Source organism: Pueribacillus theae (genome assembly GCF_003097615.1).
Taxonomy (GTDB): domain Bacteria; phylum Bacillota; class Bacilli; order Bacillales; family UBA6769; genus Pueribacillus; species Pueribacillus theae.
The window spans coordinates 1-23,551 of the sequence record NZ_QCZG01000021.1 but is presented as its reverse complement, the minus strand read 5'-3'; the positions used below and the strand labels follow the sequence as shown (position 1 = coordinate 23,551).

Sequence of the window (23,551 nt, the reverse complement as noted above, 5' to 3'; positions counted from 1 at the left end):
CAAATTAGCGAAAGGAATGACACTTTTATGAAAAAACATCCTCTAGATTCATGGGGAACATTCGTAGGAGGTGCAAAAACACGGTGGATCACGCTCTTAATCTGGGTACTTCTAACCGTTGTTTTATCTTACACATGGCCAGCTATCAATAAGGTCGAAGACGATACAGCAGCAGACCTTCCTGATACATCCGCGTCACAACAAGCAAACAAACTTATCAAAAAGGAATTTCCAAACGATGCCGGGAATCCCGTACTGATCGTATGGCACAGAGATAATCAGTTAAACAATCAAGACTATGAAGCGATACAAAACGTTTATAAACAGCTGAAGGCAAATCCAATAAAAGAACAAAGCACTCTACCGCCATTTGATACGATTCCCGAACAAGCACTTGCGCAAAGTGTTTCAAAAGATGGTACGACTTTAGTTACTCCAGTATTTTTTAATGAAAATGCGGGAACGGAAATTCTTCAAGATAATATGGATGAACTTAAGAATATCGTCAAAAGCACGGTTAACGAAGATCCTTTTAAAAGAAAGCTATCCGATTCAGGTTTACATGTTCGTTTATCAGGGCCAGTAGGAATTCAAACGGATGCAGTGAATTTATTTAGTCAAGCCGATGTAAAATTATTAGCAGCAACTGTACTTCTCGTTTTAGTTCTATTAATTCTTCTCTACCGTTCACCTCTTTTGGCGGTATTGCCTTTGATTGTAGTGGGGTTTGCTTATGGGATCATTAGCCCAACCCTTGGTTTTTTAGCCGATAATGGGTGGATTACGGCTGATGCCCAAGGTATTTCGATTATGACCGTCCTTCTGTTCGGAGCAGGGACAGATTATTGTTTATTCCTGATCTCTAGATACCGGAAACTTTTGCTTTATGAGGAAAACAAATTCAAGGCATTGCAGCATGCGGTTAAAGAATCAGGTGGAGCCATTATAATGAGCGCTTTAACTGTTGTTATTGGGTTAGGGACATTATTGCTTGCGCATTACGGTTCTTTCCATCGGTTTGCCGTGCCATTTAGTCTCGCTGTTTTCTTGATGGGGATTGCAGCCTTAACACTTCTTCCAGCGTTGCTTGCCATTTTTGGAAGAGTGGCGTTTTTTCCGTTTATTCCAAGAACGGAAATAATGACCGAAGAACTTGCTAAAAAGAAGGGAAAACCGATAAAGGTTAGAAAATCGGAAGGGTTTTTCAGCAAAGGGCTTGGTCGCCTCGTAACCGATCGGCCATGGACAGTTATCATTGCAACACTGATTCTATTGGGAGGTTTAGCTTCAGTTTTTCCACGTATTCATTATACGTACGATTTATTAGAATCTTTTCCTAAAGACATGCCCTCAAGAGAAGGGTTTGATTTAATCTCCAATCATTTTTCTCCTGGAGAACTAGCACCTGTACAAATTGTTGTAGATACTGATGGAAAAGACATCCCGTTAAAAGAAGAATTGGAACAACTTTCTTTCGTAACGGAAGTCACCAGTCCAATGAAAGGAAAGTCTAACCATCAATTGCAAATGTACGAAGTATCCTTGGATGAAAATCCCTATTCAATGAAAGCGATAAGCTGGATCCCAGAGATAAGAAGTCATTTAAAAAAAGGGTTAACAAGTGCAGATATCCAAGATGCCGAAAGCCATTTTTGGATCGGAGGAGAGACAGCTTCATTATATGATACAAAAATAACAACAGAACGGGATCAATCTGTTATTATCCCTGTTATGATTTGTATTATCTCTTTGTTGTTGCTGTTATATTTACGCTCAATCATCGCAATGATTTATCTCGTTTTAACTGTTGTTTTATCATTCTTCTCTGCACTAGGTGCAGGTTGGCTCATTCTTCACTTTGGGTTGGGAGCTCCTGCTATTCAAGGTGCAATTCCTTTATATGCTTTTGTCTTCCTTGTTGCATTGGGTGAGGATTATAATATTTTTATGGTTTCGGAAATATGGAAGAAGAAACATACTCAAACCCATCTTGATGCTGTCGCCAACGGTGTATCCCAAACTGGAAGTGTCATCACATCGGCAGGTCTCATTTTAGCAGGAACATTCGCTGTTTTGACGACCCTACCCATACAAGTGCTTGTTCAATTTGGTATTGTTACAGCAATAGGTGTGCTTTTAGATACATTTATCGTTCGTCCACTTCTCGTGCCTGCAATTACTGCCGTTCTTGGCCGTTTCGCCTTTTGGCCGGGTAAACGATGGAAGAAGGACAATGTTCAAAAAGCAAGTACTGAATATAACCTGGAATAAATCGTTAAAATCCTGATGTTTTGCATCAAGTAAATGATCAACATGATGAAATTTCGTAACTTTCCATACTCTGGTTCCCCAAAATGTTCAATATGTTCACCTAATTATGGAAAAGGTATTTTATTTTTCGATATTTTATCCTTTATGTATCTTTTTCCATTTTTTGAAAATACTAGTATAGAGGTGAATGATATTGATTAAATTAAACTCAGCTATTGAAGGAAAAAAAGCCTATTTTGGTATTGTTCGAGATATATTTCAGTCCCATGGGTGTAGTTTTTGCAGTAATTTTGACTATCATCAAGGGAAGTTTGATGGAATTTTATGGAGAGAAGGCGGGGAAACGATCTATTTAAGAATCCCTTTTAAGGTATTGGATGGAGCCTTGGATCATTCTAAAGCATATATCGAATTTGAAACGCCCTATGTCATTAAGCATGTTGTAAATATCGGTTTAGATTACAATGAAAATTCATTACTAACCACCACCGGATTCAATCAATTTCAAGAGCCTTTGGATAAAGACGGACAAATAAGGGATAAGAGCAAATGGGAAAAAGAAGGTGAAGAAGCAATCGAACACTTATTGAATTCGGCGAGTGAATTATTACACTCGTAAACGATATCGGCATATACTAGTATAGAGTATTTTTATTAACATATAAGCGAAAAATTAAGAAAAATAATAATATGTTGCTCGTCTTTTTTACTGAATGAAAAAGAGGCTTTCTTAAAAGTCGACTTTGAGCAAAATCAAAAACCCAAGAATGTTGTTGATATATAACCATTCTTGGGTTTTACTTTTTACCGTTTCGATTTGAAACAGCTTTTCGGTCTGTCCCCTTAATTTTAACCCATCGCTTTGACGACAAGCTCCGCCAGATCAAATGTCCCAACATTCTGTGCATCCAACGCTTTTACCCCATCGCTCATCATTGTTAAGCAATACGGGCAATTCGAGCCGATTATTGTCGGTTCCCTGTTCATTGCTTGCTTCACCCTTGTTTCATTCACCCGTAGCCCTTCGTCTTCTTCCATCCACATCCGGCCTCCGCCTGCACCGCAGCACATGCCGTCTTCTTTATTCCGTCCCATTTCAAGAAGGGTGACGCCGGGAATGGATTTCAATATGCTTCTTGGCACGTCATAAATCCCGTTATAACGGCCAATATAGCAAGAATCATGATAAACAACCCGTTCGTTTACTTCTTTCGTTAATGGCAACTTATTTTCTTTAAGTAAACGTTCAATTAATTGTGTATGATGATAGATCTCAACATCCTTTAGCCCAAAATCGGGGTATTCGTTTTTTAAAACGTTATAAATGTGAGGGTCAATCGTAACAATTTTCTTTACGTTGTACTTTTCAATCGTTTTAATATTTTTCTCCGCCAAATCTTGGAACAGATACTCATTTCCAAGTCTTCGTACCGTATCGCCCGTGCTTTTTTCCTGGTTTCCAAGGATGGCAAACTTAATTCCGGCTTCATTCATAATTTTTACAAAGTCAAAAGCGATTTTTTTGGAACGATCATCATAAGAAGCCATTGAACCAACCCAAAAGAGATACTCAAAATCGTCTGTTTCTTTAACCGTTGGAATCGTAAGATCAGGCCGCTCCTCCCGCCACTTTACACGGTCTTTTCGGCTCAAACCCCACGGATTGCTTTGCCGTTCAATATTGCTCATCATCCGCTGTGCTTCTGCCGGCATGCTGCCTTGTGTCAACACAAGATGGCGGCGCATTCCGTAAATGAGTGACAGGTGTTCATTGCCCACCGGACATTGATCCTCACAGTTGCGGCATGTCGTACAAGCCCATATTTCCTGCTCCGTAACAACATCGCCGATCAAATTGATTTTCATCACATCTCCGTCTTTTAAGTGAAAAGATTTTGCTTGATTGTGAAGTGTCGGGCGAATGTCAGTGTGCAGCTCTGGATCAGGCTGGAATCCGTCAGGCGCTCCGTGGGCAAACGGAACATCTTCCATCGCATGAACCATGCCTTTCGGATTGCCTAATATTCTCCCTGTCGTCCAAGGGGATTTCGATGTAATGACCTCTCCTTTTTCATTCAAATGGTCGCGGATTTTCGTCATAATATGCATTGGAGAAAGCATTTTTCCAGTATTCGAACCTGGACACATATTCGTACAGCGTCCACACTCCACGCAAGCATACGTATCCAGCAGTTCACCTCTCGTAAACTGTTCAACACGTCCGACGCCAAATTCTTCTGCTGTTTCATCTGTGAAATCAATCGGCTGCATTTTGCTCGGCGGCCCCATCCTCGAAAACAGTATATTAAATGGCGCAAACAACAAATGGGCATGCTTTGACTGCGGCACGTAAACCATAAAGGAGAGCAAAATAAGCAAATGAGCCCACCAAAAGAAATAAAAGAGCCAATGCGCAGCACTCGGCGGGAAAAAACTGAATAGCAGCTGGAAAACGGAGCTGAATGGACGTATCCAGCTCGGTTCAAGTCCAAGCCAAATCGCTTCAAATGCTAAACTGAGAAGAACGCTCAACATAAGGCCAGCGATAAAATAAATGACAAGCGTTGCTTTCAAATTTGGTTTCAAACGTGGCAGTCTTTCAATAAAACGTCTATAAGCAGCATAAAGAATGGCTACGATAACAGCCATGACCGTAAATTCCTGTGATAACGTATAAAACGGATACAAACCACCAAACGGCCAGCGGAAATCAGGCACAAATCCTTTAATAATAAGCTCAAATGCACCCAGCTGAACAACAAAAAAGCCGTAAAAGATAAAAAGATGCATGATTCCGCTTTTTCGATCTTTTAAAATTTTCGAATGGCCTAACACTTGACGAAAGGTAACCCGTAACCGCTCGTCCCAATCATGGTGTTCTTCAGATTTTTGTCCAAGTGACATGTACCGGTATCTAATGTAAATACTGTAAACAAAAGCATAAACACCGTAAGCAATCACAGCGGTCGCCGCAAGCACAAAAATAACAAACAAAAGAGTCGAACCGGGCATAGCTCTTACACTCCTTTTCACTGTTCGGCTAGTTTCTTTCTATACCATACCCAAATTTTTCAAAATGCATGTATTTAATTGCTCTTTCATACACTCCAATTCATTGACTAACTACCATAAATCGCTTAAGCTTTGCTGTAGTTATCTATTTTAATTTGGAGGATTATACGTTTATGCTAACTGTTGCGAATGTAAGTTTACAATACGGCGATCGAAAACTGTTCGAAGATGTGAATCTTAAATTTACACCTGGCAATTGCTATGGTTTAATTGGTGCAAATGGTGCAGGAAAATCGACGTTTTTAAAAATTCTTTCAGGTGAAATTGAACCACAAACAGGAAATGTCAGCCTAGGGCCAGATGAACGCCTCGCAGTTTTAAAACAAAACCATTTCGAGTATGAAGAGTATGAAGTACTAACTGTTGTCATTATGGGGCATGAGCGTTTATATAAAGTGATGAAAGAGAAAGATGCTATTTATATGAAGCCTGACTTCTCTGATGAGGACGGAATAAAAGCGGCTGAGCTTGAAGGTGAATTTGCGGAATTGAATGGTTGGGAAGCGGAATCGGATGCCGCTGTCCTTCTAAAAGGGCTTGGCATAGATGAAGACTTGCATACGAAAAAGATGGCCGAGCTTACTGGAAGCCAGAAAGTAAAAGTGCTTCTTGCGCAAGCGCTGTTTGGCAATCCCGATATTTTGCTGCTTGATGAGCCGACAAACCACCTTGATATCAAAGCAATCAGGTGGCTTGAAGAGTTTCTCATTAACTTTGAAAACACAGTCATCGTCGTTTCGCATGACCGCCATTTTTTAAATAAAGTGTGCACCCATATCGCTGATCTCGACTTTGGCAAAATTCAAATTTATGTCGGGAATTATGACTTCTGGTACGAATCGAGCCAGCTTGCGTTAAAAATGGCACAAGACCGGAATGCGAAGAAAGAAGCGCAAATCGAGGAATTAAAAAAGTTCATCGCCCGCTTCAGCGCCAATGCGGCAAAATCGAAGCAGGCGACATCAAGAAAGAAACTGCTTGAAAAAATAACACTTGAAGACATTAAGCCGTCTTCCCGCCGTTATCCGTACGTTGCGTTCACCCCCGGGCGTGAAATCGGCAATGATCTGCTTACTGTAAAAGGACTATCAAAAACGGTTGATGGAGTTAAAGTGCTTGATCACATTAGCTTTACATTGAACAAAGGCGACAAAGTGGCACTCGTTGGAAAAAATGAAATCGCAAAAACAACGCTGTTCAAAATTTTAATGGGTGAAGTTGAACCGGATGAAGGCGAATTCAAGTGGGGCGTAACGACTTCGCAATCCTACTTCCCGAAAGATAATGCGGAATACTTTGATGGAAGCGAGCTTACCCTTGTGGAATGGCTGCGGCAATATTCACCCCATGATCAAACGGAAAGCTTTTTAAGAGGATTTCTCGGCCGAATGCTTTTTTCAGGAGAAGAAGCGTTGAAAAAAGCAAATGTATTATCCGGGGGCGAAAAAGTCCGCTGTATGCTTTCGAAAATGATGCTTTCTGAAGCGAACGTCCTTTTGCTTGATGAACCGACAAACCATCTCGACTTGGAATCAATTACAGCTTTAAACAATGGGCTAATTAAATTTAAAGGCTGCATCATCTTTGCTTCCCATGATCATCAGTTTATCCAATCGATCGCAAATCGTATTATTGAAATTACGCCGAACGGGCTAATTGATAAACAAATGGCGTATAATGACTATCTCGAAGACACTGCGCTTCAGCAGCAGATCGAAAAGCGATACAGCCAATCCGTTTAAAACAAACCAAAAACAAGGGATAACCTCTCAAATTGAGCAGTTATCCCTTGTTTTTACTTTCCAAACGAAGATAGAAATTTCACGCGATCACCCATTGGCGGAACGTTGTTGTCAACTAAGTCAATTTCTAAAATTGCCGGGCCGTGTAAGTTGTTTAATAGATTTATCACAGGATATTCGTGAAAATCTTCCATTTTTTCAATTCGTACGGAAGGGATATCCATTGCCTCCGCCATCGCAGACAGATTGATTGGCTGCTGCTCAAAACGTGAATGTGTACGGTTGTATTGCAGTGAATGCCCGTGATAAACCATGCCTAGCCTTGAATTATTCATAACAACAAACAAAATGGGAAGCCCATATTCTTTTGCTGTCAATACTTCCATCCCATGCATGAAGAAACAACCGTCCCCTGTAATGCTGACGACAGGGCGGTTTGGTTCTGCAAGCTTTGCGCCAATCGCTGAACCAATTCCGCTCCCCATTGCGCCGAAGTGGACATTAATGTCAAATGTATCTGATTCAACAACGTCCATGTAATGGATAACATATGACATAAATTCCCCAATATCGACGGTATAGCGTGTCGATGAAGGAAGTGCATCCTGTAATTCAAGCAGTACATTTTGTGTATTGTATTCATTTCTGCTTGCATTGGCAATGCCTTGCTTCTTTCCATAGCTTTTTCTCGTAAATCCGAGCAACTTCAATTCCTCAATAAGCCAAGACAAGCTTATCGAAATATCTCCTAAAATCGGCTCATCCACTTCATATTTGCGATGAAATACCGTTTCATCAAAATCGAATTGGACAGCATAGCGATCCTTGACAATATTTTGATTGTAATTGCTTGTCGCTGTTTCACCCAAGCTTGTCCCGATGAGCAAAATTGCATCCGCTTTGTTGTCATTGATAAACGCCGAGGCGTTCTCATTTCCTGCGAACCCAAAAACGCCGAGAAGCAGTGGGTGATCATCTTTTATTAACCCTTTCGCTTGTGGGGTTTTGACGATGGGCCAGTCCAATAGTTCAGCCAATTCAATCACTTGCTGGGCGGAGCCTCTTATTCCTTGTCCAACAAAGAGGCATCCACTCTCTTTGTTTGCAATTTCAACTGCTACTTTTCTTATCGTGTCTTTATCCGGCTCGACTGGCCGCCTAATTGGAAAAGGCGGGATAGGCACCGGCTCCATTTCAGTGAGTTGTACATCAATCGGCATCGCGACATGCACAGGCCCTGGAACTCCTGATAATGCAATTTCTGTTGCTTTTGCTACCTCTTCAAGCAACTCGTGAGCGTTCGATACGGTAACGCTATACTTCGTTACCGGGCGGTATACCGGCTCTACATCCAGTTCTTGCGAGGCATTTAATCCTCGTGTACCAACCGGGACTCCTCCTGTTAGAAACAAGATTGGCAAGTGTTCTCTCATGGCATTGGCTGCGCCGGTAATAAAGTTCGTTCCTCCCGGCCCGCTGCTCCCAATGCAAACGCTTAGCCCATTTGTATACTTTGCATAGGAAGCCGCCATATACGATGCCGCTCCTTCATGCTTTGTCACGATTGGGGTCATTTCATTTACATCGTAAAGCTCATCAAAAAATGCGTTAACAGAACCGGCGGGAATACCGAAAATGTATTGCACGCCCCCAAGCTTCAAATAATCAATAACAGCTCTTACTGCTTTCATTTCATACATCCCCTTTATTTCGTAATTTTGAATAAGCCTTTATCCTTTTGTAAAAACGACTTTTCAAATTCCTCTATACTTAAAGGCGGACTAAACAGATAGCCTTGCATGTAATGGCATCCTTTTGATAAAAGAAAATTCGCTTCCTCCATTGTTTCGACGCCTTCCCCAATGACATTAAGCTTTAAGTTTTGGCCTAAATGGATGATTGTCGCTAAGATTGCACTGCTGTCAGTATCTTCTTCTACATCGCGTATAAAAGATTTATCAATTTTCAGCGTATCAATTGGAAAGTTTTTTAAATAGCCTAATGAAGAATAGCCTTTGCCAAAATCATCAATGGATATCGTAATTCCGAGAGCAATTAATTGCTGTATCGTTGTATAAGTTAACGATTTGTTTTTTATAATAAGATTTTCTGTCAGTTCAAAGCCAAGAAGTCTTGGCGGCAATTTGGTTTCGTCCAAAATGCTTTGAACAACCTTGACAAAATTTCTCTGTTCAAACTGGAGCGCCGATAAGTTAACCGCTACTTTGAACTCCCCGAATCCGTCATCATGCCAATTCTTCACTTGTTTACAAGCGTTTTTAAGCATCCACTCGCCAATCGGTATAATTAATCCTGTTTCTTCGGCAAGCGGAATAAATTCTTCGGGTGAAATCATCCCTTTTTTCCGGTGATTCCAACGAAGCAATGCCTCCACACCAAACAATTTCATTTCTTTATAATCGACTTGCGGCTGAAAGTAAATTTCAAATTCTTCTCTCTCAAGCGCTTTATAAAGGTCGTTTTCAAGCTGTACATTTTCGATTGTTCGATTATTCATTTCTCGAGTATAAAAACAATAGTTATTGCCTGCCAATTCTTTCGCTTTATACATCGCAGTATCGGCATTTTTCACTAAAGAATCAACACTGCTTCCGTCATGTGGGTACATACTAATTCCAATACTCGTCTTAACAAATACTTCGTTTTGTTTTAATAGAAAAGGCTCGTCAAATGAGTGGAGGATTTTCAAAGCCAAATTTACCGCGTCTTGAGAACTGTGAATATCGGGCATAATAATCGTGAATTCATCGCCGCCTTGCCTTGACACTGTTACGCCCTTTGGCATACATTGCTTCAACCGATCAGCCACTTGTCTTAACAGCCGATCTCCGTAGCTGTGGCCAAATGTATCATTAATCTGTTTAAAGCGATCCAAATCTAAAAACATGACCGCCAATTTCTTATTGTGAAAATGCGCATACGACAGCGCATGCTCCAGCCGGTTGTGAAACAGCAGCCTGTTGGGAAGATCGGTTAAACTATCATGGTATGCATGGTATTTAATTTTTTCTTCTAACTGCTTTCTTAATGTAATATCCCTGAACGTCACGACATAACCCGTCGTGTCCTCCCCATCTTTAATCAATGAGATGACATATTCTACCGGAAAGCTTGTCCCGTTTTTTCTAAAAAATTGTTCGTCCGCTTCATGTTTGTGCTTGCTTTTTTCCATGAAAAGAGCAAAACTTTGTTTATTCATTACATTTTCCAGGTCTACGTTGTTTTTAAAAATCGATTTGTATGACTTTCCAATCAGTTCCTCTTTGTTTTCATAGCCTAGCATTGCCGCCCCAGCTGGGTTGCTAAAGGTAATGTTTCCTTCAAGGCATAGCCCGAAAATCCCATCTCCTGCTGAATTTAGAATGAGTTCCTTTTCTTTGCTAAGCTTCTTCAGCTCGTGCACAGCTTCTTCTAACTCTTTGTTTTTTTCAGTTAAGGCCAGCGTCCGTTCCCGAATGATTAAATCTTGTTTTTCAAGCCTGAGCAAGTTTGAGAGAGTAGAAGCTGTCGCATTGACAATCGATTCTGCAAGCTGCATTTCAGCCCTCGTATAAACATGCCCGGCTTTCTCAAGATTTACAACAGCGATAATGCCTAAAACCTCTCCCATCGCTACTAAAGGAAGCATAAATAACCCTTTTATTCCAAACCTTCGGCACGCGTCTTGGCTTGGCCTCGGATCAACTGAAACGTCTGGAACTAAGATTGCTTCTTTCGTTCGAATGACTTCTTTAAACAGCAGATCTTCTTGATGGTTTACCCTCACTTTGCTGTGAGTCTTCTTCCAATCTTCTTCCGTCCAATCGCTTTCCTTGCTTAATTTTGCAGGGCTAAAATTGCTTTCAGCAACCGGGTCAAGAAGATGGACGCCAATATTGCCGTTATGAAGCACTTTTGCGATATATGAAAATGCTCGATCGAGCGCTTCTTGCATCGTAGAACAGAGAGACAAATCTCGGGTAGCGTTCAATAGCAGCTGTTTTTCCTGAATAAGCGCTTCCTTACGTTCAAATTCCTTTGTATTTCGGATTGCAACAGCTGCCATGTTGACGTACGCTTCCGCCGATTGAATTTCAGATTTCGATAAATTCATCGAAATACCATAATCAAATAAGTATACTAATCCATATAATTCCTCTTCATAAAAAATGGGAAGCGCAAAAAGCGATTTAATTTTGAATGATTCAACTGCCCTTTTGTCAGGTCGGTTATCTACCGAAGTATCCGGAATATAGATCGCTTTTTTCGTTTCGATTACCTCTTTTGCAAGACGATCGACTTTTGGATCGACGATATGCATATCCAACGTCATTCCGTTAATCACTTCTGGTTTGCCCACATAGCCTCTGAACGTTCCATCCTCTTGCGGCAAATAAATCCCAACTGAATCACACTGTACAATTTCTTCCGATATTGCAATGACGACGTGTTCGAGAACTTGGCGCAAATCGAATTTTGTATTGATTAGCTTCGTTAAATTCGCAAGACGAGAGTATCTCGTTTGTTCTTCTCTCATGACATGACCTCCATTGCTAAGGGTTAGATTAAGAAAAGTGATAAATACACGTCCATAATTGACTCATAAAAAAAGAATGATAATAACGTTCCAACTGCAATAAAAGGCCCAAATGGGACAACACTTTTCTTTTTCATCTTGCCGAATAGAATGCCAAAACTTCCGTATATTGCGGCAAATAACGTTGCTAGAAAAAAAGATAATAAAAACACTTTCAATCCAACAGCAAAACCAATAAGCGTAAACAGCTTAATATCACCGCCTCCCATCCCTCCTTGACTTACAAAAGCAATCACGTAAAGAACTAAGAACGCCACCACCCCTCCCATAAGTGAATTCCACCAAGGATCCAATGGATAAACCAATCGTTCTGCAAAGAAAAGCAAAAAGAAAAAGAATAAAAGTTTATCAGGGATCATTGTATATGTAAGGTCGGTTATCGTAATGATGACAAGCAGTGAAATAAGTGTAAGCGCGACGACTAGGCCCATGCTAAATCCAAAAACAAAATAAGCGAAAACGAATAGTACTGCTGTCAATAGCTCAATGGTTGGATAAAGAGGGGAAATCGGCTGCCCACACTTGCGGCACGTTCCTTTTTGCATCATGTACGAAAAAAACGGGATGAGTTCAATCCATGATAGTTTCTGACTACACTTAGAACAAGCGGAACGCGGGCTTACGATTGATTTCCCTTTGGGTATTCGGAATCCGACGACATTAAAAAAAGAGCCAAGAAGAAGACCATAAATTCCAATGATTATGTACATCATGTTGACCACTCTTTATTAGAGGATGTCCAAAAAGTCTTGGAGGCTTACAGGAGGTACGTCAGTTCAACGTGTTCACAGGACGTGATGCATTTAGTCGAACTTTCCTTAATAGACTGCGAATCTCTTCGTCAGCTTGCCTTCCGCTACTCACATATCCTACAAACATACGCTCCGTTTCTCAGCGGCTACGCTTCCTCGACCTTCTTGCCTCTCGTTGTCCTCCTTTTAACCATATTTTATTAGTCAATATTTCCCAATATTTTTATTAATCCATTATACCTAATATTGAAAAAACTTTCACTACTTTCGTTCATTCGAAATTGAAATAAACGTATGTTATGATGTAACCCGAAGCAGGGAAAGAGGATGAACTTTCATTTTACAAGGTAAAAACCGCTTCGTTCAACATAAAACTTGCTTTTTTAAAAAAATTGGAGGAAATCTTTTTATGGCGTTTAATAATAGCCGTCTTGAAAGAAAAGGCACCTGAAGCCTACAAACTTTATTCCAATATGACATTAACTCTTGATGAAATCGAAGAATGGCAGCTAAAAATGGAACAAGAAGAGAAAAAAACTTGGAGAACTAGCCGAAGAGTGGGTAGCAAATCACGGAGATCGGGTAAATGAATGGTTAGAGAAATAAGAAAGAACGCGTTAGCGTTTTTTCTTATTTCCAAGGCAAAAGCTTATATTCTATCCATTGAAGAACCCTATTAAATGTTAAGCCAAGTAAAGAAAGGATTAATACGCCAACCATAAGCTTTGTCGTAATCATTAAGTTCCCGTAATGCAGTACCATGGATCCGATCCCTTTCTGTGCGGCGATCATTTCTGCGGCAACAAGCAAGAGAAGCGATGTTCCTGCAGCAAGCTTAAGGCCGGCAAAAATCATAGGAAGTGCGCCGGGTAAAATGACTTTTCGAATGACATTAAAATAATTCGATCCAAATGTAACCGCTGCTTTAATCAGCATTTGATCAACACTTTTAACCCCTGAATACGTATTAATGACAACGGGAAAAAAGACGCCTAGCGCGATAATTGTCACTTTCGACAATTCTCCGATGCCAAGCCATAAAATAAACAGCGGCAACAAAGCAATTTTTGGAATCGGATAAATGGAATAGACAATTGGGGTGCCAATTGCGTCAAACCATCTTGAAAAACCGAGAATAAGTCCAACTAAAATCCCTACCGTTGCACCAATGGAATAACCAATAACAATCCGGTACAAGCTGGCTAGCAAGTTATCAACGAGTTCACCGTTTGTCAGCATATCCCAACCCGCAAGAATAATGGCTGACGGGGCAGGTAAAAAGAGCGGGGGAACAATGCCAAGTTGGCAAACGGCTTCCCATAAGATGATTAATCCTGCTATACCAAGCACAGAAGCATAGAGAGGAATCTTTTGTTCTAGAAAGGCGACGCGGTTTGTAATTTTTTTCTTTTCTACACTCACCGCTTATCCCTCCTTCAATGCTTCTTGGGCATCATGGCGAATGAGCTGCCAGATGTCATCAGCATACTGCTCAAATTGTTCACGATATTGGTCGTCATTTCTTCCTATTTTCGGCAAATCGATCGTAATAATGCTTTTTATACGCCCCGGGTGCCGCGATAGTACAATCACACGATCCGCTAAATAAACGGCTTCATGAATATTATGTGTAACATAAAGCGTACTTAGTTTTGTTCGATTCCATATCGTTAGAAGTTCTTCTTGCATTAATGTGCGCGTCTGCGCATCAAGGGCTGAAAACGGCTCGTCCATGAGAAGCAAGTCTGGTTCAATCGCGAGCGCTCTTGCAATCCCCGCTCTTTGCTTCATTCCGCCTGACAGTTGTTTCGGATAAGCCTTTTCAAAGCCGGTTAACCCCACCATATCGATGTAGTATTGGCCTTTTTCTTTTTGTTCTTGTTTGCTTGCTTTCTGTTCTTGCAAACCGTAGACGACATTTTCAAATACTGTCCGCCATGGGAAAAGAGCAATTTCCTGAAAGACAATCCCCAAATTCGGATTTTTATTTTTTAACCCTTCCCCTTCAAAATAAACCGAACCGCTCGACGGGGAGAGCAGCCCCCCGACGATGTTCAGCAATGTTGATTTTCCGCACCCGCTCGGGCCTACAAGCACGACAAATTCCTGATCGGCAATTGTAAAGTTAATGTTCTCTAGTGCAGTTACTTCTTTTTTCTTTGAATCAATAAACGTTTTTCCAACATTTTCGATGACGATGTTCATAGGTGCTTCACTTCCCTAGTCCTTTAAAAGGTTGATGAACGTTATTCTTTAAGCGCTTCGTCCAACAACTCTGTGTTTACAATTTCACTTGCATCAAATGATTTATCGATCAATTTTTCTTTTGCATACCAGTCTACTTGCGTTTGGATGTCGTCAGCAAGCAGCTTTCCGTCGCGATCCATATAAGGAAGGCCTTTTTTAATCAGATCAGGCTCTTGATCCGTATATTTTGCAATAATCTCAATGACTTCATCATAGTTCTCGCCAGGTACGATTTTATCGCCTTCTTTAGTTAAGACAGCGTCATAATAGTATTGGGTCGCTTTTGCGTAAACTTTTAAGAAACGCTTCGCAGCTTCTTCATTGTCGGCAAGCTTTTTCGAAAGAAAAATACCGGATGTTTGATACTCAATTTCGTCGCCAATCTGTACGATTTGTTTACCGTAACCTTCTTCTTCAACGATCGAAATATTCGGTTCATTCAGAAGAACTGCGTCAACCTGTTTGCTTTTTAACGCTTCCATTAAGCCAGGAATGCTGTTAAGCGGAACAAGCTCTACGTCTTTTGTAGATAAGCCATGCTTTTCCAACACCCTGCCTGACATGTAATGGTATGTTGAACCAGTCTGTGTAATCCCGATTTTTTTACCTTTTAATTGTTCAATTTTCTCGATATCCGAGTCATTCGGAACTAAAAACGCAGTTGAAGAATAACCGGCTTGTTCTCTCCCTTTATCCGCAACAATGACGAGTTTTTCACCGCTGGCAACCATATTATACAAGCTTGCTGTAATGCCAGTTGCCCCTACGTCAACATCTCCTGAAGCTGTTGCGACAGCGATGGGCTGTGCAGCTTCAAACCATGTCGCTTTTGCATCAATGCCTTCTTCTTCAAAAAAACCTTTCTCAAGTGCTATGAAGAGCGGTGCAGAGCTCGTTAATTTCAGCATGCCGATATCAATGGACACCTTTTCTGGGCTTTCTTCTTTGTTTGCATTTGCGCCATCATTATTTTGAGATCCTTCCGAATTTTTGTTCCCTCCACAAGCGGTAAGAACAAGCACGACAGCCATTGCCATAACCAATCCTAAGATGTTTTTTCTTAACACTTCTTTACCTCCGCGTAATGAATAATTTTTCGCATTTTCTTGGCCCATTTAATCAAATGCGCCCAACTTTTGAATAGATTTTGTTATCTTGAGGGAACCGCCGCACCGGAAATTCCCGGGTTCGTCATTTCGAATGGGTTTAAAATTTCATTCAATTTTTCTTCTGTCAGAAGGTTGTAATGAAGGCAAAGCTCGCGAACCGATCGCCCAGTTTCCAATGCTTCTTTTGCAACTTTCGTTGCAGATTCATACCCGATGTGTGGATTAAGTGCTGTTACAATTCCGATGCTTCTTTCCACATAATTTTTGCACACTTTTTCATTCGCTTCAATGCCATCGATGCAATAGTCTTTAAAAACTTTGAAGACGTTCGCCATCATGCTTAATGACTGATGAAGATTAAAGACAAGAACAGGTTCCATGACATTTAATTCAAACTGGCCCGCTTCAGATGCAAAGCTAATTGTATGGTCATTTCCGATAACTTGAAACGCCACTTGGTTTACAACTTCACACATGACGGGGTTCACTTTACCCGGCATGATGGAAGATCCTGGCTGGCGGGCCGGAAGGCGAATCTCGCCTAAACCGGCACGCGGACCTGAAGCCATCATTCGAAGATCGTTCGCAACCTTTGACATGTTAATCATACAAACTTTTAACGCAGAAGATACTTCTGTATAAGCATCTGTATTTTGTGTGGCGTCAACAAGATGCTCTGCATTCACAAGTGGATAACCGCTAAATTTGCTTAGCAATTCAACGACTCGTTTTATGTATCGTGGTTCTGCGTTCAAGCCTGTACCGACTGCTGTCGCACCCATATTCACTTCGTATAAGTTCTCGCATGTCTGCTTTAATCGTTTCATATCACGGCTAAACACACGAGCATAAGCTTCAAATTCTTGTCCAAGGCGAATCGGAACAGCATCTTGCAAATGCGTTCTTCCCATTTTAATCAGGCCGCTGAATTCTTCGCCCTTTTTCTTAAATGCATCACGTAATTCTTCCATTGCAGCTAATAATTTATCTATAAGGGAAAGTGTTGAAATGTGAATCGCTGTCGGACAGGCGTCATTCGTTGATTGCGCCATATTCACATGTGTGTTCGGGCTCAGCCTTTGGTAATTGCCTTTTGTGTCTCCCAACAGTTCAAGCGCGCGATTCGCAATTACTTCGTTTGCGTTCATATTAATTGACGTTCCGGCCCCGCCTTGAATGGGGTCAACGATGAACTCGCCATCAAATTTGCCATCAATTACTTCATCTGCAGCCTTGACAATGACTTCGCTCAATTGGCGATCGAGCAGTCCAATTTCAGCATTTGCTGTGGCAGCAGCTTTTTTCACAATTGCTATAGCCCGGATAAGTTCTGTATGAATTCTATACCCTGTAATCGGGAAATTTTCAACCGCACGCAACGTTTGTATCCCGTAGTAAGCATTTATCGGCACTTCTTTTGCTCCAATTAAATCTGATTCAATTCTGGTTTTACGCTCTCCCATGATTCTCTCCTTTTGGACAAACTTCAGTTTTTTAAAATAAAAAAACACCTACACGTATCCTATTTCATTTAAGTTACATGAATTACATAAAAATTTCAAACGACAATTTCAAAAAGGAAAAAGGGAACCCTATTGTTTAGGTTGCCCTTTTATAACCATCATATTTCATTGTGCAAACACATGATTTCCGATTTCCCCGGTTGTTTGGCGGGTAGATATCCATTTATTCGTTGCGATCCTCGGATTGTAATAGTATGTCGAACCGTTCGTAGGATCATGTCCTTTCAACGCGTGGATTGCGGCCTTATATGCATCATTTCCTGGGGTAAGATGATATTGGCCGTCATGAACAGCTGTAAATGCGTTTCTTTGAAAAATAACGTCCCGAATGGTATTCGGAAAATGCGGGGAGTCCTTTCTGTTCAAAATAACCGCCGCAACAGCTACTTTTCCACCATATGACTCTCCTCTTGCTTCCCCGTGAATGACTCTAGCCATCATTTCAACGTTGCCAAGCTGGTTTCTCGTGCTTATGCCAACGATTCCATCTGCCCATAGGCGTGTTTCGTACTGGAAATCCTTGACTGCCCGTTCTGTCAACGGGCCGTAGAAACCAGTAGGATTCGTATGCAAATAGCCCATCCTATGTAATTTCGCTTGGACATCGTACACTTCTTGTCCTGTGCTGCCAAGCTTTAATAAACTTGCCGCTTTCCCATTCGAAGCTTCGGCGAAAAAGAAAAATGTTCCCAAAAATAAAATAATGCCGTGAAATAAGATTTTTTTCATTTTCCCCTCCTATAGAAATGAATGATTCTTACATACATTTCTTACTATACCAAAGGGTTCGGCAAAAGGTAACATTTTCCTTTTTATTGTGCATCTATGATCATTTTTTCCAAATCTAGAGGTTTGATTGGCTCCCCATTTTTATAAGCCCGCATATTGCCTCCTGAAATTTCATCGATTAAAGCAATATGCTTATCTTTGCCCACTCTTCCAAATTCGAATTTAATATCGTAGAGCTTAATGTCTCTTTTGGCAAGTTCATTTTTCACGATATTTGCGATCTCAACCGTTAATTGTTTAAGTGTGGCATATTCTTCTCTTGAGAGGATGTTTAACATAGCGAGCGCATCTTCGCTAATCGGGGGATCGCCTCTTTCATCATCTTTCAGCGTAACTTCAACGAATGAATCGAGGGCTTGCCCCTCCTTCACATATTTTCCGTAACGGCGTAGAAAGCTGCCAACTGCTTTGAAACGGCAAATCACTTCAAGCCCTTCGCCAAAAACCTCCGCAGGCAAAACCGTCATCGTCGCTTCATCAAGATTGGCGTCCACATAATGGGTTGGGATGCCTTTATCCTTTAGAATTTCAAAAAAATACTTCGTTAGACGAAGGCCAGCTTGTCCAGCCCCTTCCATTGTCAGACCGACAGTATTTGCACCAGGATCAAATACGCCGCCCTCCCCCGTCATGTCATCTTTAAATTTAAGTAAGTAGTTCCCATCTTCAAGCGCGTACACGTTTTTCGTTTTGCCAGTATATATAAGTTTCATGTTTCCCCACCATTCCTTGAGCAAAGTTTTCTTTCATTATGCAATAGCACGCCCCTTTAAATCAACTTGATCCATATAAAAATGGCTCACCTTTCAATTCTTCTTATGTTTTCTTTACCAAGAATCATCCAGCGTTTATCCATCCTTTCTTTTATTTTGATTTTCAAGAGTTGTAGAGCAATTCGTCAAACTAAGATCAGGGAACATAAGTTCCTTTTCCAAAGGAAAAAAAATTATGTATTGACTTTAGATAAAGGGATTTGCCATAATATCTAAGACAATTGAAAAGCTGCCTTTAAAAAGTCCAGTGAGGCTTTCAAGGTTCGTGAAGCACTTCATTCCATCTGTGTACCTAGGAATCACTATGAAAAAACTGTGCACCTTGCGATCATTGGCAAGGTGCTTTTTTGTAGTCTACATTTAGTTAGGAGGGAAACTTTCATGAAACAACGAGAAATTCAAGTAGACGAGCGTTTGCCACTACTCCAAAGCTTGCCGTTAAGCATCCAGCATTTGTTTGCAATGTTCGGCTCAACCGTATTAGTCCCGATATTATTCGGAGTCGATCCAGCAATTATCTTGCTCATGAACGGAGTCGGGACTATTTTGTATCTTTTCATGACGAAAGGGCAAATTCCCGCTTATCTCGGTTCGAGTTTTGCTTTTTTGTCACCGGTTTTTTTTGTTCTGTCAAAATACGCTGGTATTGAAGGATACAGCCATGCATTGGGAGGATTCCTTGCGGTCGGCATCGTACTCGTCATCGTGTCGTTTATCGTAAAAGTTGCCGGTACCGGGTGGCTGGACGTTATTTTCCCGCCAGCCGCAATGGGGGCAATTGTTGCAGTCATTGGACTTGAGCTCGTCCCAACCGCCGCACAGATGGCAGGGTTTGTGAAACCGTCCGATGCGCCGGAAACTTGGACAATTGACATGAATGTCATTGCCGTTTCCACGCTGACTTTATTTCTTACGATCATTTTTTGGGTCATGCTTCGCGGCTTTCTCAAAATTATTCCCATCTTGCTTGGCATTATTGCAGGGTATATCATTGCTTACTTTTTTGGAATGGTCGATTTCACGAAAGTTGGTGAAGCAGATATACTTTCTTTGCCTACCTTTTATGCGATGAAGTTCAATTGGTCTGATGTTTTTATTATCTTGCCTGCTGCCCTCGTATTAATTCCTGAACATATCGGCCATCTCGTTGTAACAGGCAATATTGTTAAAAAAGACTTAATGAAAGACCCCGGGCTTGATCGCTCGCTAATGGGAAATGGGATTTCTACGATTCTATCAAGCTTCGTTGGTTCGACACCGAATACGACGTACGGTGAGAACATTGGGGTCCTTGCGATTACCCGCGTATACTCGACTTGGATAATCGGAGGAGCAGCGGTGATAGCAATTATTCTGTCGTTCTTCGGCAAATTGGCTGCACTTATTTCATCAATCCCACAGCCTGTTATGGGCGGTATTTCATTGCTTTTGTTCGGCATCATTGCAGTGAGCGGCATCCGCATGCTTATTGAGTCAAAAGTCGATTACAGCAACTCACAAAACCTTATTTTAACTTGCGTCGTTCTCGTTATCGGGATTAGCGGTGCGGCCATCCAGATCGGGACAGTCGAATTGAAAGGAATGGGGCTCGCCACGATTATTGCCATTTCGCTAAGTTTGTTCTTCAAACTGCTTGATCTTTTGAACCTGTCAAATGAATAACCGAAAGAAATGATCAGTGAATGTTTTCACTGGTCTTTTTTTTTGGTCTAAGGGTTGAAGTGACTGCATATGTTGTAATGATACTTGTCCTTTAAAATGGTTTTCCAAAAAGAAACAGATTACATTTATAGCAAAATTATAATGCCTATGTTATTATAATTATTGTAAATAAAGAATGATTTTCATTATTACTCGGGGGTGTTAATGTAATGAATAAGAAAGACAATAAGAAAAAACTGACGACTGCAGCGGGGGCTCCGGTCGCAGACAATCAGAATGTACTTACAGCAGGCCCAAGAGGCCCTATGCTACTGCAAGACGTTTGGTTTTTGGAAAAGCTCGCTCATTTTGACAGGGAAGTCATACCGGAAAGGCGAATGCATGCAAAAGGCTCAGGAGCCTACGGTACATTTACCGTAACGAATGACATTACGAAATATACGAAAGCGAAAATCTTTTCAAAGGTTGGCAAGAAAACTGACATGTTCGCGCGATTCTCAACGGTTGCAGGAGAACGCGGCGCAGCAGATGCCGAGCGGGACATTCGTGGATTTGCTCTGAAGTTTTATACTGAGCAAGGAAACTGGGATCTTGTCGGCAACAATACACCTGTATTCTTCTTTAGAGACCCGTTGCAATTCCCAGATTTAAACCATGCCGTCAAACGTGATCCGCGCACAAATTTGCGTAGCCCTAAAAACAACTGGGATTTCTGGACATCATTGCCTGAAGCGCTTCACCAAGTTACAATCATCATGAGCGATCGTGGAATTCCTAAATCTTATAGACATATGCACGGGTTCGGAAGCCATACATTCAGCATGATTAATGATAAAAACGAGCGACACTGGGTGAAATTCCACTTCCGCACACAGCAAGGCATTGAGAATTTAACCGATGAAGAAGCCGAGGCACTCATTGGAAAGGACCGCGAAACCCATCAACGCGACTTATATGAAAGCATTGAGAACGGAGACTTTCCAAAGTGGAAAATGTACATTCAAGTCATGACGGAAGAAGAAGCATTGAACATGCCTTACAATCCGTTCGATCTTACGAAAGTATGGTATAAAAAAGACTTTCCTCTTATTGAAGTCGGAGAATTTGAGCTGAACAAAAATCCTGACAACTATTTTGCTGAAGTCGAGCAAGCCGCGTTCAGTCCTGCTAATATTGTGCCTGGCATTGGTTTCTCGCCTGACAAAATGCTGCAAGGAAGATTATTCTCCTATGGGGATGCGCAGCGTTACCGTTTAGGAGTGAACCATCACCAAATCCCTGTAAACGCTCCTCGCTGCCCATTCCATAGCTTTCATAGAGACGGACAAATGAGGACAGACGGAAACTTGGGAAGCACGATTCATTACGAACCGAACAGCTACGGAGAATGGGAAGAACAGCCTGATTTCAAAGAGCCGCCTTTGGCGCTGCACGGTAATGCATACCAATGGGATTTCAGGGAAGATGACGACCAATACTTTACACAGCCTGGCCGGCTTTTCAATCTCATGGACAACGGAGAAAAGGAAAGGCTATTTGCGAACACGGCACGCAACATGGGCGATGCTCCGAAAGAAATAAAAATCAAACATATCGTTCATTGCTACAAAGCTGATCCTGCATACGGCGAAGGTGTTGCGGAGGCTCTCGGCATTCCAATGAGTGATGTAAAAATAGATGAATAACATGTTTTTTATTCTCATTTAAAGAAATTAATTGAGAAAAAAGATAGCAGCTTGCCACAACAAGTTAGCTATCTTTTTCATTTTTTACCGTTTTTTTCTTTTCCTGAATTGATGAAAAAGCGCTGTAATTTTATCAAAATTGATGTCAATGTCATTTTCATAGGCATGCTTAACGCCGTAACCGAGTGCAAGCGTTAAAGAAGAAGCGATCACGCCCCCGGCGGCTGAGCCTGCTCCCGGGATAAACTTCACGACTTGCCGGTATAGCGTTTGGCCGACAGTTTTTGCCGCTGTAATGATAATTAAATCTTTCGCGTCTTTGAGTGACAATTGTTTTCCGTACAAAGCCGACAGCTTTAAAAGCAATCCCACTTGTAATGCAGTGAGCGGCACGACGTCAGAACCCGGAATCGGTACAGCTCCGATGGCACCGGCTGATACACCTGCCGCTACAATCCACCGGTTCGCCGCTGCCGATTTATCACTCATGCTTTTTGCGAACAGAAGGTCCTTTCCTCTTTTTTTTAAAAGGTCAAGAATTTGGTTTTTAAGCTCGTCTATATTTTCGCCAGTTTTGGACGAGATCGGAATGACATCGTATTTATTTTCCGTATAACTTTTTATAAATTGGACAAGGCCATCAATATCCTCTGCGGCGTCAATCTTATTCAGCACAATAAGGATATTTTGGTTATGCTGTTCTATCTCTTGAAACCGCTCTTTCTCGCTTTCAGAAAAAACCGTCCCCGCCGCATTTGTAAAAAATAAGATGATATCCGCTTTTTTAATAAACTCAAGCGTTTTTTTAGGGTTTTCATCATTTGGATCGTTCAAACCAGGGGTGTCCATAAACTTTATTTTTTCAAGCCCTTCGTGATTGTAAGGATCGATGCTTACCGTTTCACCTGGCCTTGGGTTCGTTCTGGCGACATTTTTACCTAATATTTGATTGATCGTCGTTGACTTTCCTGCATTTACCTCGCCAACCAAGGCGATGAGCAGTTCCTTGTCAAGCTGGTCGTTTATCTTCTTCATTTCTTCAGCATAAGCCTTATTAACTGCCTGGATAAACTCTTCCCTCCTGCTTTCATCCACACACATCAACTCCCTAGATCAGAAAACTACATTCATATCTTAACTAATTCCCTTTTTTATTAAATTAATTCCATAATGATTACTTCAGTTAATATATTTTACTACAGCAATAGCAAAATACCAAAAGCGCCAGATGCAATAGCAAACCTGGCCTGCCTTTGGATTAGATTTCCGCCATGTACCTAGTTGTTCTGCTTTTTTATATAATCAAAACCACCCGTGTGAACGGGTGGT

At 41.3% G+C, this 23,551-nt stretch carries 16 protein-coding genes and 1 pseudogene; 5 read left to right on the top strand and 12 right to left on the bottom strand.

The window, feature by feature from the left end; all coding sequences use genetic code 11:
• Positions 1-27 precede the first annotated feature (27 nt).
• Positions 28-2,271, top strand: coding sequence for an MMPL family transporter (locus DCC39_RS10830; protein ID WP_116554920.1), 2,244 nt, complete (start codon positions 28-30; stop codon positions 2,269-2,271).
• Positions 2,272-2,286: 15 nt separating this feature from the next.
• Here the strand turns inward: DCC39_RS10830 and DCC39_RS19440 are convergent.
• A pseudogene (locus tag DCC39_RS19440) lies at positions 2,287-2,363 on the bottom strand (hypothetical protein); the annotation flags it as partial.
• Positions 2,364-2,464: 101 nt separating this feature from the next.
• Here DCC39_RS19440 and DCC39_RS10825 point away from each other — a divergent pair.
• Positions 2,465-2,890 (top strand): YugN family protein, encoded by a 426-nt coding sequence (locus DCC39_RS10825; protein WP_116554919.1) that lies wholly within the window; start codon positions 2,465-2,467, stop codon positions 2,888-2,890.
• A 230-nt stretch (positions 2,891-3,120) separates the two neighbouring features.
• On the opposite strand, the gene DCC39_RS10820 is transcribed toward DCC39_RS10825, so the two are convergent.
• Positions 3,121-5,283 (bottom strand): heterodisulfide reductase-related iron-sulfur binding cluster, encoded by a 2,163-nt coding sequence (locus DCC39_RS10820; RefSeq protein WP_116554918.1) that lies wholly within the window; start codon positions 5,281-5,283, stop codon positions 3,121-3,123.
• 173 nt (positions 5,284-5,456) lie between these two features.
• On the opposite strand from DCC39_RS10820, the gene DCC39_RS10815 reads away from it, so the two are divergent.
• A complete protein-coding gene (locus DCC39_RS10815; RefSeq protein ID WP_116554917.1) occupies positions 5,457-7,085 on the top strand; it encodes an ABC-F family ATP-binding cassette domain-containing protein in 1,629 nt (542 codons plus the stop codon).
• Between the two features lie 53 nt (positions 7,086-7,138).
• Here DCC39_RS10815 and DCC39_RS10810 read toward each other — a convergent pair whose 3' ends face one another.
• From DCC39_RS10810 to DCC39_RS10770, 9 genes are all read right to left on the bottom strand, one after another.
• Positions 7,139-8,776 (bottom strand): thiamine pyrophosphate-binding protein, encoded by a 1,638-nt coding sequence (locus DCC39_RS10810; protein ID WP_116554916.1) that lies wholly within the window; start codon positions 8,774-8,776, stop codon positions 7,139-7,141.
• A gap of 14 nt (positions 8,777-8,790) precedes the next feature.
• Positions 8,791-11,622 (bottom strand): bifunctional diguanylate cyclase/phosphodiesterase, encoded by a 2,832-nt coding sequence (locus DCC39_RS10805; RefSeq protein ID WP_116554915.1) that lies wholly within the window; start codon positions 11,620-11,622, stop codon positions 8,791-8,793.
• A 23-nt stretch (positions 11,623-11,645) separates the two neighbouring features.
• Positions 11,646-12,395 (bottom strand): prepilin peptidase, encoded by a 750-nt coding sequence (locus DCC39_RS10800; protein ID WP_116554914.1) that lies wholly within the window; start codon positions 12,393-12,395, stop codon positions 11,646-11,648.
• Positions 12,396-13,064: 669 nt separating this feature from the next.
• On the bottom strand, positions 13,065-13,856 hold the full coding sequence (locus DCC39_RS10795) for an ABC transporter permease (RefSeq protein WP_116554913.1): 792 nt from the start codon (positions 13,854-13,856) through the stop codon (positions 13,065-13,067).
• Between the two features lie 3 nt (positions 13,857-13,859).
• Complete coding sequence (locus DCC39_RS10790) at positions 13,860-14,639, bottom strand: ABC transporter ATP-binding protein (protein WP_116554912.1); 780 nt, start codon at positions 14,637-14,639, stop codon at positions 13,860-13,862.
• A 41-nt stretch (positions 14,640-14,680) separates the two neighbouring features.
• Positions 14,681-15,748, bottom strand: a complete 1,068-nt coding sequence (locus DCC39_RS10785) for an ABC transporter substrate-binding protein (RefSeq protein ID WP_240613605.1) — start codon at positions 15,746-15,748, stop codon at positions 14,681-14,683.
• 83 nt (positions 15,749-15,831) lie between these two features.
• Positions 15,832-17,253 carry an aspartate ammonia-lyase gene (gene aspA / locus DCC39_RS10780; protein ID WP_116554911.1) on the bottom strand — a complete coding sequence of 474 codons (1,422 nt, stop codon included), beginning with the start codon at positions 17,251-17,253 and terminating at the stop codon, positions 15,832-15,834.
• Between the two features lie 165 nt (positions 17,254-17,418).
• Positions 17,419-18,042, bottom strand: a complete 624-nt coding sequence (locus DCC39_RS10775) for a cell wall hydrolase (protein WP_116554910.1) — start codon at positions 18,040-18,042, stop codon at positions 17,419-17,421.
• Positions 18,043-18,125: 83 nt separating this feature from the next.
• Entirely contained in the window at positions 18,126-18,815 is a 690-nt protein-coding gene (locus DCC39_RS10770; protein ID WP_116554909.1) for a phosphoribosylaminoimidazolesuccinocarboxamide synthase, read from the bottom strand.
• Between the two features lie 441 nt (positions 18,816-19,256).
• On the opposite strand from DCC39_RS10770, the gene uraA reads away from it, so the two are divergent.
• Together uraA and DCC39_RS10760 are read left to right on the top strand one after the other, a co-directional pair.
• Positions 19,257-20,537, top strand: a complete 1,281-nt coding sequence (gene uraA, locus DCC39_RS10765; RefSeq protein WP_116554908.1) for a uracil permease — start codon at positions 19,257-19,259, stop codon at positions 20,535-20,537.
• Positions 20,538-20,746: 209 nt separating this feature from the next.
• The gene (locus DCC39_RS10760) at positions 20,747-22,222 is read left to right on the top strand and encodes a catalase (RefSeq protein WP_116554907.1); all 1,476 of its coding nucleotides are present in this window, start codon (positions 20,747-20,749) and stop codon (positions 22,220-22,222) included.
• 84 nt (positions 22,223-22,306) lie between these two features.
• Here DCC39_RS10760 and DCC39_RS10755 read toward each other — a convergent pair whose 3' ends face one another.
• Complete coding sequence (locus tag DCC39_RS10755; protein WP_240613604.1) at positions 22,307-23,317, bottom strand: GTPase; 1,011 nt, start codon at positions 23,315-23,317, stop codon at positions 22,307-22,309.
• Between the last annotated feature and the right edge of the window lie 234 nt (positions 23,318-23,551).